Annotated in this window: 16 protein-coding genes; 3 read left to right on the forward strand and 13 right to left on the reverse strand. The window is 52.5% G+C overall.

The window, feature by feature from the left end; all coding sequences use genetic code 11:
• Position 1: 1 nt before the first annotated feature.
• From rpsA to prsW, 5 genes are all read right to left on the reverse strand, one after another.
• Entirely contained in the window at positions 2-1,150 is a 1,149-nt protein-coding gene (gene rpsA / locus EVJ21_RS02020) for a 30S ribosomal protein S1 (RefSeq protein WP_070327437.1), read from the reverse strand.
• A gap of 141 nt (positions 1,151-1,291) precedes the next feature.
• A complete protein-coding gene (locus tag EVJ21_RS02025; protein WP_131443335.1) occupies positions 1,292-1,915 on the reverse strand; it encodes a lysophospholipid acyltransferase family protein in 624 nt (207 codons plus the stop codon).
• Positions 1,912-2,589: a (d)CMP kinase gene (gene cmk / locus EVJ21_RS02030; protein WP_070327439.1), complete on the reverse strand. Its 678-nt coding sequence runs from the start codon at positions 2,587-2,589 to the stop codon at positions 1,912-1,914. Before cmk ends, EVJ21_RS02025 begins: the two co-directional genes overlap by 4 nt.
• Positions 2,590-2,663: 74 nt before the next feature.
• Positions 2,664-3,329: a flagellar brake protein gene (locus tag EVJ21_RS02035; protein WP_070327440.1), complete on the reverse strand. Its 666-nt coding sequence runs from the start codon at positions 3,327-3,329 to the stop codon at positions 2,664-2,666.
• 19 nt (positions 3,330-3,348) lie between these two features.
• Positions 3,349-4,005, reverse strand: a complete 657-nt coding sequence (gene prsW / locus EVJ21_RS02040; protein ID WP_071399648.1) for a glutamic-type intramembrane protease PrsW — start codon at positions 4,003-4,005, stop codon at positions 3,349-3,351.
• A 108-nt stretch (positions 4,006-4,113) separates the two neighbouring features.
• Between prsW and EVJ21_RS02045 the strand changes: the two genes are divergently transcribed.
• Together EVJ21_RS02045 and EVJ21_RS02050 are read left to right on the forward strand one after the other, a co-directional pair.
• Positions 4,114-5,085 (forward strand): asparaginase, encoded by a 972-nt coding sequence (locus EVJ21_RS02045; protein WP_070327442.1) that lies wholly within the window; start codon positions 4,114-4,116, stop codon positions 5,083-5,085.
• Positions 5,086-5,113: 28 nt separating this feature from the next.
• On the forward strand, positions 5,114-6,124 hold the full coding sequence (locus EVJ21_RS02050) for a YpdA family putative bacillithiol disulfide reductase (RefSeq protein WP_131489825.1): 1,011 nt from the start codon (positions 5,114-5,116) through the stop codon (positions 6,122-6,124).
• Positions 6,125-6,200: 76 nt separating this feature from the next.
• Here EVJ21_RS02050 and EVJ21_RS02055 read toward each other — a convergent pair whose 3' ends face one another.
• From EVJ21_RS02055 to EVJ21_RS02085, 7 genes are all read right to left on the reverse strand, one after another.
• Complete coding sequence (locus EVJ21_RS02055; protein ID WP_070327444.1) at positions 6,201-7,469, reverse strand: Glu/Leu/Phe/Val family dehydrogenase; 1,269 nt, start codon at positions 7,467-7,469, stop codon at positions 6,201-6,203.
• A 147-nt stretch (positions 7,470-7,616) separates the two neighbouring features.
• On the reverse strand, positions 7,617-8,534 hold the full coding sequence (locus tag EVJ21_RS02060) for a D-alanine--D-alanine ligase (protein WP_070327445.1): 918 nt from the start codon (positions 8,532-8,534) through the stop codon (positions 7,617-7,619).
• Between the two features lie 96 nt (positions 8,535-8,630).
• On the reverse strand, positions 8,631-9,212 hold the full coding sequence (locus EVJ21_RS02065) for an adaptor protein MecA (protein ID WP_131489826.1): 582 nt from the start codon (positions 9,210-9,212) through the stop codon (positions 8,631-8,633).
• A gap of 60 nt (positions 9,213-9,272) precedes the next feature.
• A complete protein-coding gene (locus EVJ21_RS02070) occupies positions 9,273-10,130 on the reverse strand; it encodes a MerR family transcriptional regulator (RefSeq protein ID WP_070327447.1) in 858 nt (285 codons plus the stop codon).
• 170 nt (positions 10,131-10,300) lie between these two features.
• Complete coding sequence (locus tag EVJ21_RS02075; RefSeq protein WP_070327448.1) at positions 10,301-10,504, reverse strand: hypothetical protein; 204 nt, start codon at positions 10,502-10,504, stop codon at positions 10,301-10,303.
• 41 nt (positions 10,505-10,545) lie between these two features.
• On the reverse strand, positions 10,546-11,973 hold the full coding sequence (locus EVJ21_RS02080; RefSeq protein ID WP_131440210.1) for a RecQ family ATP-dependent DNA helicase: 1,428 nt from the start codon (positions 11,971-11,973) through the stop codon (positions 10,546-10,548).
• A complete protein-coding gene (locus EVJ21_RS02085) occupies positions 11,957-12,979 on the reverse strand; it encodes a YpbB family protein (protein ID WP_236633390.1) in 1,023 nt (340 codons plus the stop codon). Before EVJ21_RS02085 ends, EVJ21_RS02080 begins: the two co-directional genes overlap by 17 nt.
• A gap of 144 nt (positions 12,980-13,123) precedes the next feature.
• On the opposite strand from EVJ21_RS02085, the gene EVJ21_RS02090 reads away from it, so the two are divergent.
• On the forward strand, positions 13,124-13,372 hold the full coding sequence (locus EVJ21_RS02090) for a ferredoxin (RefSeq protein WP_016510114.1): 249 nt from the start codon (positions 13,124-13,126) through the stop codon (positions 13,370-13,372).
• 38 nt (positions 13,373-13,410) lie between these two features.
• Here EVJ21_RS02090 and EVJ21_RS02095 read toward each other — a convergent pair whose 3' ends face one another.
• Positions 13,411-14,220, reverse strand: coding sequence for a thermonuclease family protein (locus tag EVJ21_RS02095; RefSeq protein WP_131489827.1), 810 nt, complete (start codon positions 14,218-14,220; stop codon positions 13,411-13,413).
• Positions 14,221-14,253: the final 33 nt, after the last annotated feature.

Here is a 14,253-nt window from a genome sequence, read left to right on the forward strand (position 1 = left end):
CTTATTTAGAATCGTCCGAGGCGTTCTCACCTGTCAGTTCAGATACAGAGAATCCGCCTTGATCGCTATATTCGTCAAGCAGCGACTGCTCTTCATCATCGCGTGAACCGTCTTCTGATTCGAGTGCACGCATCGACAATGAGATTTTCTTCTCATCGAGATGGACGTCGAGCACTTTCACTTTCACTTCTTGTCCTTCAGACAAGACTTCAGATGGCGTCGCGATGTGTCGGTTCGCAATCTGAGAAATGTGGAGCAACCCTTCGACTTGCGGCGCGACTTCGACGAACGCACCAAACGTGACGATACGTTTGACTTTCCCCGCGATCACGTCCCCAGGTTGAATCTTGCCTTCAACCGATTCCCACGGTCCCGGTTGCGTCTCTTTGATCGACAATTTCACTTTTTCATTGTCGAGGTCAAGACCAAGTACTTTCACTTTCACTTTGTCACCTTCTGTGACGACATCACTCGGTTTTTCAACACGACTATGAGCCATCTCAGAAATATGGACGAGACCGTCGACGCCGCCGATATCGACGAACGCACCAAAGTCAGTCAGACGTTGGACGGTTCCTTCGATAATTTGACCGACCTCGAGCGATTCAAGCGTTTCCGCCTTCTTCGCACTCATCTCTGCCTCTGCCACCGCTTTATGCGACAAGATGACGCGATTTTTTTCGCGGTCCATCTCGACGACTTTAACCGTAATCGGCTTATGCAAGTATGATGAGAAATCTTCGACGAAGTGGTTTTCTACGAGTGAAGCCGGGATAAAGCCGCGGATGCCGATATCGACAACAAGACCGCCTTTGACCTTATCTTTCACCATGACTTCAAATACTTCGCCCGATTCGAATTTTTCAACGATTTGATCCCAAGCTGCCTCGGCATCTACGTCTTTCTTCGATACGACAACCTCTTCATCCGTGACCTTTTTCACTTTGACACGGATTTCGTCGTTGACATGGAGTGATTCGTTTAAATCGTCTAAATGCATGCTTGATACTTCGCTGATTGGCAAAATCGCCTCGGTTTTGTAACCGATATCAATTAACGCTTGCTTGTCCTCGATTTTGACGACGATACCGGTCACGATTTGACCTCGATTAATTTCAAAATCAGGCATATCTTTCATTTCTTCGACCATTCCAACACTACCCCCTCACGATGAGTACAAAAAGGAGCGCCCTAAGGCGCTTAACACCTAGTATAAACTTCTTATAATTCGACAGATTTGTCAAGGTGTTATCAGGTTTGTTCCTCTGATTGCAACAGATTAAACCTGAAATTAGCGAACGTTCTGTGAATGGGTCATGTACAGTTCGGCGATTGTCGCCATGATCAAATCGGCGGCGTCTTGGGCACTCGCTTTGTCCGCTTTCAGTTGCGAGAAGTCGATCGGCTCGCCGATGACGACCTTCAACTTCGAACGGAACTTGTATTTACCGATGATCGCGATCGGAAGGACGGCAGCGTTTGAACGGAGGGCGAAAAAACCGACACCCGCCTGCGCCTTACCGAGCGATCCGTCTTTCGAACGGGTCCCTTCCGGAAAGATCGAGATGACCTCGTCCTCTTTCAACTTCTGAAGAACAGTACGTAGCGCTTGACGGTCCCCTTCCCCGCGTGACACCGGGATTTGCCCGGAGCGTGTCAAAATCCGTTTTAAAACCGGGACATCGAACAGCTCTTTTTTTGCAAAAAAACGAATTGGCCGTTGCTTCGGCATGGCACTGGCCAACAAGACCGGGTCCCAGTTCGACTGGTGGTTCGAACAGACGATGATCGAGCCGTCCTCAGGTACATTCTCACGACCGACATACTCGACGCGGAAGCTGAGCAGACGCATGATTCGAACGACGCCGACCGTTAACCGATACATCCCGAACGGGCCGTTGTTGAGCGGCTTCATCGTCCGACCACCTGTTCCATGAGCTGTTCAACAGCCGTGACGACACCATCGATCGACAAATGGGTCGTGTCGAGGAAGTGGGCGTCATCCGCTTGACGGAGTGGAGCGACGACGCGCTCCGAGTCCCGTTTATCACGCAAGGCGATCTCTTGTTTCAATTGTTCGAAATCGCTCGGGAGACCCTTTGACACGTTCTCCTCGTGGCGACGACGGGCACGTTCCTCGACGGTCGCGGTCATGAACACTTTCAAGTCCGCCTCAGGCAATACGTGCGTCCCGATGTCACGACCGTCCATGACGATGCCGCCGTCCCGAGCCAAGTCCCGTTGTAAATCCATAAGTGCGTCCCGGACCTCGGGCTGTCTTGCGACAAAGCTGACGTTGTTCGTCACTTCACTCGTCCGAATGACTTCGGTCACTTCCTCGTCACCGTCAAACACGCGTTGCCCGCTCTCGCTCGGGACGAGACGTAACTCCATCTTGCCGATCATCTCAGCGAGGGCGGGGCCGTCTTCTAATCCGACGTGTTGCTCGAGCGCGCGATATGTGACAGCCCGGTAGATTGCCCCGGTATCGATGTACACGTAACCTAATTTTTTAGCGAGCGTTTTAGCGATCGTGCTCTTGCCGGCTCCTGCCGGCCCATCTAATGCGATTTGTAGCGGTTTAGTCATAAAAATTGGGTATCGGCTCATTCCGATACCCACCTCCTCTCGGTCGTTTGTTCCGAGAACATCATACCAGTTTTTTAACGTGAAGAAAATACGGAGCCGGTCCGTTTTCTGGCTTCGAGCTGGGCCCGGAAACAATAACGTAAAATCGTCTCCTGATCACGAGGCGTCAAATCCTCAAAACAAAGTGACAGTTCGTGCTTTACGGCCTGCTCTTGAACCCGGACGAGACGGCTCTTGACGCGGAACGTCTGAGGCGTCCCTCGCTCGTCCTCGATCCGGAATACGACGATGACCGACTCATCGACGTCGACCGGCGAACGGTTCGCCACGACACGCATCCCGCCGGCCGACACGTCTAGTGACGTCGTCTCGAATGACGGAAACGCTTCGCCGTCTGCCGCGAGCACCGTCACGTTGATCATCTCCGGCACGCGCAAGTACTCGCGACGTTGGACGCGCTTGATTTTTTTCTCATCCGGCAAGTTAAACGCATAGCGAAGCGTCAGCTGGGCGTCACTGATCCGTTTCGTGACGACTGAATCGAAAGCGTACAGTTGATCTTCGCCTTTGAAAAAGTACAAACGCATCGGTTCATCCTCATGCAAAAAAAACGTCTTTAGCGTCGCAATCTCGCTCGGAGATTCGATCCAGACGACACCGCCGTTAATGGCAGCGATTTTCGTCTTCCCTTCGTTTCTCCCTTCAACTTCAACTCGTAACTCTTGACCAACTTTTAACATGAACCCGTTCCCCTTTTATCTATTTGTATTGACGACGATTTGATCGATTTGCAGTGCGGACGAGCAAGAGCGCGACCATCCATAGAATGACGATATAGAGCACGGCCGGCATCTTGTTCGTCGATTCAACGAGTAAGATATAGTCAAACATTCCGTGTAGCAACGTTGCCGACATGACAGCGGTGAACAGCCAAAACCGTTCATGCGCGGAGTGTTTGGCCCGACCGAGACAAAAGCCCATCGCCACGGCGAAGAGCGCATGGCCGCTCACCGGTAAGACGGCTCGCCAAATCGCAATCTCGAGCGAGTCATAAACCCACAAGTATAGAAAATTCTCCAACGTGGCAAAGCCGAGTGAACAGGCGACCGCATAGAGAATCCCGTCGTAGTAATCGTCAAAAACTTTATGTATGTATATTGTATAATAGATCATGAACCATTTAAAAAATTCTTCTAATAGAGCGGTGGCGACGAACGCTTGCCAAAACGGGCCGACAAGGACCCCTTCTTCCACAAACGCATATTGGACGAACATGATCGGAAAGACAAGAATGGCACCGGCGACAAACGAACGAATCACATAGCCGAGCGGTTCCGCTTCCAACTCATGCCGTAAATAGAAGTAGGAAAGAAGGGCGAATCCTGGCGCAACCGCAGACAAGGCGATTGCAATCATGATGCATCTCTCCTTTCTATCGTTAAGCATACACTGAATAAGCCGAAAGAAAAAGTAGCTAACGCCTAGAAAATGGAAGAAAAGGACAAAAAAAGTTGGAGGTCGACTATGAATCATCTATTACTCATCCATACCGGCGGCACGATCGCGATGTCGCAGACCGGTTCGGGCCACGTCTCACCAAGTGAGGTCAATCCGATTGACGCGACGTTGCCGAAAGCGACCGACATCGCAAAAATTACAACGAAGCACTTCTCAAACATTCCGTCTCCTCATATGACGCCCGAGAAGATGCTCGAGCTCGCCCAGTTCATCGCACAGCAGTTGACGCAAGACACGTATGACGGCGTCGTCATCACCCACGGGACCGACACGCTCGAGGAGACGGCGTACTTCCTGCAGATCACGCTCGGTGCCCCCGTGCCGATCGTCTTGACAGGGGCGATGCGCTCGTCGAACGAGATCGGGTCGGACGGCGAGTTCAATCTCATCACGGCGCTCCGGGTCGCAAGGAGCGAAGCCGCACGGGGCAAAGGGGTGCTCGTCGTCTTCAACGGCGAGATCCACTCGGCGTTCAACGTCACGAAGACGCACACCTCTTCCGTCGACACGTTCAAATCGGTCCACTTCGGAAACGTCGGGATGGTGACGAAGGACCACGTCCTCATCTACAGCCAACCGACAACGAGACAGCCGAAGATGATTCCAGCGATCACGAAACGGGTCGCCGTGTTGAAAGTTGTCGCCGGCATGGAACCTGACTTGCTAGAAGCCGTGCTCGACCTCGGCTACGACGGGCTCGTCCTCGAAGTGCTCGGTCAAGGAAACGTTCCACCGTCGATCGTCCCGGCACTCGAACGACTCGTCGACCACATCCCGGTCGTCATCGTCAGCCGCTGTTTTAACGGTATCGTTCAAGACGTGTACGGGTATGAGGGCGGCGGTAAACAACTGAAAGAGATGGGCATCATCTTCTCGAACGGTCTCAATTCGCAAAAAGCACGGCTCCGTCTTCTCGTCGAGCTCGAATCAGGCTCATCGCAACCGGTCATGGAACACAGCTTCAGCTTCCAGCAGTGACTTGCCATCTCAGCTTTCGTTCCATACAATGAGGGATGAGGTGATTTCATTGGACAAACACGCGATCATTGTCGGCGCCGGCCCGTGCGGCCTGTCGGCGGCAATCGAATTAGAACGGGTCGGTATCTCGTGCACGATCATCGAACGAGGCAACATCGTCGATGCGATTTACCGCTATCCGACCCATCAGACGTTTTTCTCATCAGCCACTTTGCTTGAAATCGGGGATATCCCGTTCATCTGTAAAGACTTAAAACCACATCGCCAAGACGCGCTCGTCTATTATCGTGAAGTCGTGAGCCGGACCGGGCTTGTCGTCAAACCGTTCGAGACGGTCGAATCGGTCGACCGTCGTGCCGACAAATTCATCGTCCGGTCCCGTCACGACCGCCACGGCGTCACAGAACGCCTTGCCGACTTCGTCGTTCTCGCGACCGGGTATTACGGACGGCCCCGCAAGTTAGACGTCCCGGGAGAAGAACTCCCGCACGTGACCCATTATTTCAAAGAAGCACATCCGTTTTATCGGCAACACGTCACCGTCATCGGTGGAAAGAACTCGGCGGTCGATGCGGCCATCGAACTCGAGAAAGCCGGGGCATACGTCACGGTGCTCTACCGCGGTGACGGCTATAGCCCATCGGTCAAACCATGGGTACTACCCGCTTTCGACTCCCTCGTTCGTCATGAAAAAGTACGTCTTGAGCTCGAGGCCGAGATCATTCGCATCGAACAGGACCATGTCGTCTATCGACAACACGGCGACGAGAAACGGGTCGCAACGGACCACGTCCTCGCCATGACCGGTTACTTGCCTGACCACGGGCTGTTCTCGGCAGCCGGTGTGCTCGTCGACGACGAGACCGGCATCCCGCAGTTTGACGAGGCGACGTATGAGACGAACGTCGATAACCTGTTCATCGCCGGCGTCGTCGCGGCCGGGAACGATGCCAACAAAATCTTCATCGAAAACGGCCGTTTTCACGGCCAAGCGATCGCCGAAGCGCTTCGGGAGCGTATCGGTGTGACATCGTCATAAACTTGTTCAACTAAAATGAGGAAGGACCCGGCTGCGGGTCCTTCCTCATTTTGCGATGTTCATCGGCAAGTCGCTATCACACCCAGCCACGGAAGCGCGAGGCCTCCGCCATTTTACGGACACCGACCATATAGGCAGCGAGACGCATGTCGACTTTCCGGGCTGATGACGTGTTGTATACCGTATTGAACGAATGGACGAGCACTTTTTCAAGCTTCGTTTCGACTTCTTCTTCCGTCCAGTAATAACCTTGATTGTTTTGGACCCATTCGAAGTAAGAGACTGTCACGCCACCGCTTGAAGCGAGGACGTCAGGGACGAGCAAGATGCCGCGTTCCGTCAAAATACGCGTCGCTTCGTTCGTCGTCGGTCCGTTCGCCGCCTCGACGATGATCGACGCTTTGATGTTATCGGCGTTATCTTCAGTGATCTGGTTCTCGATCGCGGCCGGGACTAAAATGTCACAGTCGAGTTCGAGCATCTCTTTGTTCGAAATCGTGTTTTTGAACAGTGTCGAGATCGTCCCGAACGAGTCGCGTCGATCGAGCAAGTATGGGATGTCGAGTCCGTTCTCATCATAGATCGCGCCATACGCGTCACTGACAGCGATGACTTTCGCTCCCACGTCGTGCATGAACTTCGATAAGAAGCTGCCGGCGTTACCAAATCCTTGGACGACGACGCGCGCACCTTTCAACTCGATCCCCCGGCGAAGCGACGCCTCCCGGATCATGATGGCGACACCTTTTGCCGTCGCCGTCTCGCGACCGTGTGAACCACCGAGTACGAGCGGCTTACCGGTGATGAAGCCCGGTGAGTTGAATTCATCGATACGGCTGTACTCATCCATCATCCATGCCATGATCTGCGAGTTCGTAAACACATCAGGCGCCGGGATATCTTTGGTCGGACCTACGATTTGGCTGATCGCTCGAACGTAGCCGCGGCTCAACCGTTCGATTTCACGGAAACTCATCTCACGCGGATCGCAAACGATGCCCCCTTTACCGCCACCGTAAGGAAGGTCGACGATACCGGCCTTCAGGCTCATCCATATCGACAGCGCCTTGACTTCTACTTCCGTCACGCTCGGGTGGAAGCGAATCCCACCTTTCGTCGGGCCGACAGCATCGTTATGTTGCGCCCGATAGCCAGTGAAGATCTTCGTCGAACCGTCGTCCATGCGGACAGGGATACGCACGGTCAACATCCGAAGCGGCTCTTTCAACAGCTCGTACATCTCTTCTGGATAACCGAGTTTCTCGAGCGCCTCGTGGACAACTTCCTGTGTCGATTCAAGGATGTTTTTTCGTTTTTGATGACCTTTTTCTTGATCCGTAATCATGAAGGTTTCCTCCCCTAAATTGTCAATTCTCCCCCAAGAATCAACCTCGTATTCGTTTAAAAGTATAGCCGATAAGCAAGCATTTTGAAAGGGTTTTACAAAAATAATGAAAGCGTTTTCTAAAAAGCGGAGAAGGGGAATCCCTTCTTATTTTTCTAAGGCGAGCGCGATGAAACGCTCTAGCAATTCACCGTAAGAAATACCGGCGACGTTCGCACTGTCCGGGAACAGACTGAGCGGCGTCATCCCCGGGAGCGTGTTCGTCTCGAGGATGTAGGCCAATCCTTGCTCCGACACTAAGAAGTCAGAACGTGAATAGCCGCTGCAGCCGAGGGCACGGTGCGCCTCAATCGCGGCCGCCTGCACTTCTTTCGTCAACGCCTCCGGCAACTCCGCCGGACAGACGTGAATCGACCCGCCTTCCGAATACTTAGACTCGTAGTCGTAAAATTCATTCTTCGGGATGATCTCGATGACCGGGAGGGCGTGCTCGTTCCCACGGTTTCCGAGCACCGGAACGGTCAGCTCACGACCTTTGATGTACTGTTCGACCAACACGGCCGTATCACATTGGAACGCCTTGGCGATGCCCGCGCGTAGCATCGACTCGTCGGTCGCGATCGTCAGTCCGTTCGAAGAGCCTTCTTGCGCCGGTTTGACGACGCAAGGAAACTCGCCGCCCCATTCGGCCACTTTCAAATCGAGGTCATCCCCTGCTTGGACGAGGACGTCACGGGCGACACGAATACCTGAAGCGGCGAAAATGATTTTCGCGCGTGCCTTGTCCATCGCGAGAGCCGAAGCCAAGACGCCCGACCCTGTATAAGGGAGCTGCGCCATCTCGAGGAGCGACTGGACGCGACCGTCTTCTCCATACTTGCCGTGCAGGGCACTGACGACGACGTCTGCTTGAAGCGTCAATAACTCTTCAGCCCGATCCGGGTGAAAATCGATGGCCACGACTTCATGACCCCGTGCCTCTAACGCTTCGATCATACCTTTACCACTCGTAAGCGACACTTCACGCTCACCCGATACTCCACCATATAAAACAGCGACTTTCATCATATCTCTCCTTCAGCTAACTTCTCAAAAATTCAAGTTTTATCATACCATGTGTCAGCTGAAAACAATAGAAACAGAATAGTAAAAAAGCCGTACTTACGCGAACGTATCGTACAGCTGTTTCACTGCTTGTTCAGTTTGGATGGTCTTCCCGTACTCCATCATGAGATACGGGCTGACGGTCGTCGTCTTGCCATATTCAGACAGGATGGCGGCGAGCCGTTCCTCGACTTGCGGTTTGAGAACTTCTACAAAATGTAAGTAGTAGCGGCCGTCATAATGATAGAGTGCCCCACCTTGGTCGGTATCTTGCATATGCGGAAACGCACAAATCGACGCATTGATCACGTCTTCAATATCGTCAAACTGATAAATCAAATGGTGGATCACATCGATCGTCAAGCGAATCTCGACTTGTTCTTGATCCGATTCCACGACGACCGTATCGACTTTTTGAACATCGATGACGAGTCCATCGCGTGGAAACATCGTCACATTCAAGTCGACAGCACCTTGCGGCATGAACCCATATTCGGCCTCGGCCGTTTCAAGCAATTCCCGCCATAGTTCTTGACCGCTCTCTCCGACAATCGTATCGATGGCGATCCCTCGAATCGATAAGTCGCTCGCAGTCAAGTATACCCTCAAATGTTCTTTTGTCTGTTTTTCAAATCTCAAACGAAAACCTCCAAAGAAAAATCATTCTACTTAATAAGCTACTCCCGTTTTGTCGACCTGTCAAATGGTTGACAACCACTCGTTCCAAGCTTCGGGCGTATCTCCTAGAAACGCTCCTTCAAATTGCGACGCTTGTTGACTGACGGCGTATCCACCCGCACCGATGACGAGGTCTGGATGCTCCGCTTGAATGTAACGCATCGCTTCTTGAAGATTGGCAATGTGCTCAGTCAACGTACATGAAAAGATTAAACATTTCGCGTCGATATCATGGAGCGCCATGCTCAAATCCTCTTTCGGGAACCCCGATCCGAGGAAAATGACGTCAAAGCCGTATTGTCTTAAATAGAGTGTCACGAACAAAAGGCCGATTTCATGCATCTCACCCGGGGCGCAGACGCAAATGATCCGGGGCAAAAATGGATTCATCGGCATTTGAAGAGACAACGTCGACAAGCGGGCTCGAAAAAAGGACGTCGCAAAGTGTTCGTGCGCGATCGTGACCTTCCCATTTTCCCAGCGTGTGCCGATATCCATCAGCAACGGGCTAATGATATCTTTCGTCACTTTTTCAAAACTGAACGTGTTGAAGGCACGGTTCATCAAATCGTGCGCTTTCCGTTCATCAAATTTGAGCAGCGCGTCCATTAATCCATCCTTCAATTCTTCGTCGTAGAGACGAGCGGGCTTCGGCTTCGGTGCCTCGTGAAGTTGCTGAATCGCTTGCGAGACGGTCAACCCTTCCCGTTGTTTTTCAACGACCCATTTGATTTTTTCGACGTCTTGGTCGGAATACAACCGGTGACCCGAATCGGTCCGACTCGGCTCGATAAACTGATAACGACGCTCCCAAGCCCGAATCGTCGTCGGATTCACACCGGTCAGTGACGCGACCGTCTTGATGGAGTACTTCGGCATAGCAGCCCTCCTCTCCTACAGGTTCTTCTCTTTAAGTATAGACCCATCATTTCAGCTTTACCTGTTTTATTGTGCAAATTTGTGAGAAACAGGTGTGACTTTTCCAATTCAAGTAAACATCTCAAGGATGTTGAAACAAAATAAAAAAATACGGCGTCTCCACCGTATCATCAGAAAAATAATGTATGACGTCCTATATATAAAAATGCGAGGATAATCGCAAACATCGTCAAAGTCAGCATCATAGCCAGCGGTCGTTTCAACCAATTATCATTCAATTTTTCTTTCCGCTCGTGCTCTTGCCGTTCCGACCGAGACGGCAACGTGTCCACGACTTTTTCACGAAGAGAATCTGCTTGGTTTCGATGTCGCAACGTGTGCCCTCCTTTACCTTTTTTATCATTTTACTATGATATCAATCAAAGGAAAAGATGCGCGCCAACCGATGTTTCCAATCTGTCACATTTTTAGACACAACTTGAACCGACGGCGGGAATGAAATCTCACCACAGACGTCACAGCAATCGGCTTGTTTGACCGGTTGCTCTGAAAAGTAATTCAGCAAGTAGTCGCGCCGGCACTTCTTGATAAGCGCGTAGTCGATCATTTGACCGAGCTGGCGGTACCGGGCCCGCTTTCTCTCTTTTACCCAATCGACCGCATCGGCAAGCGTGCGTTCGGCGAGCATTTGGTTTAGCAAGCCCCATACCGGATCTTCCTCGTTCATCTTCAACAGCCGCGGTAATTGCGACAAGCTCGTGCCGTTGTCCCGTTCTAGATAAGCTATGCGGATGTCTTTATCTTTCGGGTACTGTTGATCGATTAAAAACTGTTGGATCCGTTCATCCCCTTCGGCATACAGTAAGACGGCAAACGCCGGTTCGCCGTCCCGGCCGGCCCGGCCGATCTCTTGCATATACGCCTCGAGCGTCGCCGGCAGTTGGAAATGGATGACAGAGCGCACGTTATCTTTGTTGACGCCCATCCCGAACGCACTCGTACATACCATGATCGCGACTTCGTCGCGTAAAAACTGCGATTGAACGAGGCGCCGATCCTCGGTCGACATCCCGCCGTGATAAAACAAGGCGTCATCGAGTTGAAGCGCGAGCGCTTCAGCTTCCCGTCGTGTCGCCGTATAGATGACGGCCGGTGTCGGCACTTCTCGAACGAGTTCGATCAGTCGCGGCATCTTTCGTTCCGTCTCGAGCCGTTCGACGATGAGACGGATCTCAGGTCGATTGGCCGAATGGACGAACTGGGACGGCGAGAATAAAGCTAATTTTTCAATAATGTCCCGTTTCACGTTTTCCGGGGCCGTCGCCGTGACGGCCATGCATTGCGGGCTTCCGAGTTGTTTACGGAGCTCCCCGAGCCGTGCGTATTCCGGCCTGAACTCGTGACCCCATTGCGAGATACAGTGCGCTTCATCGATGACGAGCATTTGAATCGGAGTCCTTGCGAGTGCCCGGGTCACGTGCGGCACGGCAAGCTGTTCGGGAGATAGGTATAAGAACCGATAGCGCTTCAAATGATTCAGTATGTCTTGTTTCTCTTCTAACGTCTCCATCGACGTCAGCCTCGCCACGCCACGCTCGCCGCGCTCCCGGATATGGAGCATTTGGTCTTCGATCAACGACAAGAGCGGCGAGACGATAATCGTCAAGCCTTCGTTCTTTAAATACGACGGGAGTTGGAACGTCAATGATTTCCCGGCACCCGTCGGCATGATCGCCAACACGTCCTGCCCTTCGGCGACCGCTTCGATGACGTCACGCTGTCCGGGACGAAACGTCTCGTGACCGAACACACGCTTCAACGTTTTTTCATACAAATGTCTCACCTCGTTTCAATCTCGCGAACACTAACCGAATTTGGAAGTAACTGAGATTGTCGGTTTTCTCGAAGATCGGCTTTAGCGCCCAGCTGTCTTCTTCCCGTAACCGTTCGACTTGGGCAATCGCGTCGGCTGGCACGAATTGATCGAGCGGGAAGTCGTCCAAATACATCGCCATCTCGACGACGTGGTCTTCGATTGTGCTCGTGCGCAGGCGCCTGATCGATTGTACTTGCGCGAACGTGCGGCCGGCCGAAAACAAATCGAACGATTCGCGCGCCGATAACGTCATCCGCTCATCCGACAACCCGTGGGCAAACCCTAGTATTTTGGCGTCTCGCGGCACAGTCCGTAACAGCGCGTTCCATCCGGCCAAGAAGTAAAGCCGTGCCGTCCGAGCATCGACGTCAAGGAGCGTCGCGATCTGTTCATACGTGTATCCCGTCTCGAACGCTCCGGTGAAGCGATAGACGACTGCCGTCGCATATGGATCACCGACCGTCTCAAGCGCTGTTTCGAGTTCTTGATGAAACGAGGCGATCAGTTCTTTCCACTCTCGTTCCGTTCGCACGATTTGCTTGACCCACCGCTCGGCCATCCGATCGGCTTGGACCGGATAAAACGTGCGCTCGTGTTCGAGTGACATGAACGTCTGGATAAATAAACTGAGACGTTTCCATGTCATCGTCGTATAGTCCCGGTACTCGCCACCGAGCCGGTCAAACAACTGGCTGACCGCGTCCGGACTAGCGAGCATACTTCCGGCTTCGGTTAACGTGAACGTCGCCCGATTGAGCCAGCCTCTTTTCTCAAACGAGACTAACAGCTTCTCATAATCATATTTCGTATAAGGGAACAGTCCGAAAATCGGTTCAAGGTCATAAAAAAAAGCATCTTGGAGCGTCGTCGCCGAACGTTTTCCGTTTAAAACGTGAAACAGGCTGCGTTCGCTGCGCTCCCCTTTTAAGCGTTGAATCGATAGGAGCAACACTCCGTCGGCTAAATGAACCATCCTTCCACCCTCTCTCATTATTACTATCTCTCCAAAACGTTATTCGTTTCCTCATTGAAATATTAGGGTATGTAGACTACAATTACTCATAGTCAGTAGAAAGTCATTTCTATGCAGAGAGACGAAACGTTTGGAGGGTTACAAATGGCAAAATTTACTATCGTTGACAAAGATACATGTATCGCATGTGGTGCTTGTGGAGCAGCTGCTCCCGACATCTTCGACTATGATGACGAAGGTCTCGCCTTCAACTTGATGGACGACAACACAGGCACAGTCGAAGTACCTGACGAACTGTCGGAAGATTTGATGGACGCGTTCGAAGGATGTCCGACCGACTCAATCAAAGTCGCTGACGAATCGTTCGATGGCGACGCACTCAAATACGAATAAGAGAGACATGTGTGTCAAGTTGACACACATGTCTTTTTTTAACGGGCCGCTCTTCTAAACCCTGCCGCCTCGGCCTCTCCTTCCGTACAGAACATTTCCTCCGGGTTCGTGCGTTCATAGCTCGCACCGCCCGGCACGTGATAAATTTTCTCGCCTTCCCGATTAATGTTCCCTTTAATGTCACACGCTTCGCTCGGCTCCGATCGAGGTTTCGCCGGTCGCGCCGCTTCATGGTCGAAACCGTTGCCGGTCACGTAGTCCTCGATGCTCCAAATCCCGAGCAGCTCGCGCCGGGCCGCGCGTTCGACATCGCGGAACGCATCGACGTGCTGGGTGTTCGGGGCGTAAACGTATGCGACACGTGCGAGACCGCGACGCAGCAGCTCTTCATTGAGCATCGCATCATCATACCATACGTAAGCGAGCGTCCGCTGATAGCGGTCGTACCGCCCGACGTCGTACTCGAGGACGATCGTCTCACCTTCCGGTAACCAACGCGCGACGAACGCCTTCGCGTCCTCACCGAACGGTTGGACCGGCAACGTCGGATGACTCGTCTCAGGCGTGTCGACGAGCAGGAGTCGAATCGACTCGGTCGCACCGCTCTCAAACTCGACTTTAAGCGTATCGCCATCGATGACGCGGTCTAACGTGACCGTCTCCGTCTTGCCGATCGGTGCTTTGACTTTTGTCCCGACGTCCGCTACCGGGTAATCCGCCTCGAGTTCGACGAGCGATTCCGGCGGCTCGACTTGCTCGGCGAACCAGTTATCGACCGAGCAACCTGCTAACGAAACGCTCAGCACGAGAACGAGCAGTAGTTGCCACCATTGTTTCAATTGTCTCACCTCTACACCAGTATAACAAAAAAGGTTGTTTGA

It is taken from the genome of Exiguobacterium sp. SH0S2 (genome assembly GCF_004337185.1).
Lineage (GTDB): Bacteria > Bacillota > Bacilli > Exiguobacteriales > Exiguobacteriaceae > Exiguobacterium > Exiguobacterium aurantiacum_A.

Coding starts and splice junctions, on each gene's coding strand:
- EVJ21_RS02085 (WP_236633390.1), bottom strand. CDS start 12,979: ATGGTTCATTTAGCCGACGGAGTGTTGCTCCTATCGATTCAACGCTTA.
- EVJ21_RS02060 (WP_070327445.1), bottom strand. CDS start 8,534: ATGAAAGTCGCTGTTTTATATGGTGGAGTATCGGGTGAGCGTGAAGTG.
- EVJ21_RS02055 (WP_070327444.1), bottom strand. CDS start 7,469: ATGATTACGGATCAAGAAAAAGGTCATCAAAAACGAAAAAACATCCTT.
- EVJ21_RS02025 (WP_131443335.1), bottom strand. CDS start 1,915: ATGAAGCCGCTCAACAACGGCCCGTTCGGGATGTATCGGTTAACGGTC.
- prsW (WP_071399648.1), bottom strand. CDS start 4,005: ATGATTGCAATCGCCTTGTCTGCGGTTGCGCCAGGATTCGCCCTTCTT.
- EVJ21_RS02090 (WP_016510114.1), top strand. CDS start 13,124: ATGGCAAAATTTACTATCGTTGACAAAGATACATGTATCGCATGTGGT.
- rpsA (WP_070327437.1), bottom strand. CDS start 1,150: ATGGTCGAAGAAATGAAAGATATGCCTGATTTTGAAATTAATCGAGGT.
- EVJ21_RS02045 (WP_070327442.1), top strand. CDS start 4,114: ATGAATCATCTATTACTCATCCATACCGGCGGCACGATCGCGATGTCG.
- EVJ21_RS02070 (WP_070327447.1), bottom strand. CDS start 10,130: ATGCCGAAGTACTCCATCAAGACGGTCGCGTCACTGACCGGTGTGAAT.
- cmk (WP_070327439.1), bottom strand. CDS start 2,589: ATGACTAAACCGCTACAAATCGCATTAGATGGGCCGGCAGGAGCCGGC.
- EVJ21_RS02050 (WP_131489825.1), top strand. CDS start 5,114: ATGAGGGATGAGGTGATTTCATTGGACAAACACGCGATCATTGTCGGC.
- EVJ21_RS02035 (WP_070327440.1), bottom strand. CDS start 3,329: ATGTTAAAAGTTGGTCAAGAGTTACGAGTTGAAGTTGAAGGGAGAAAC.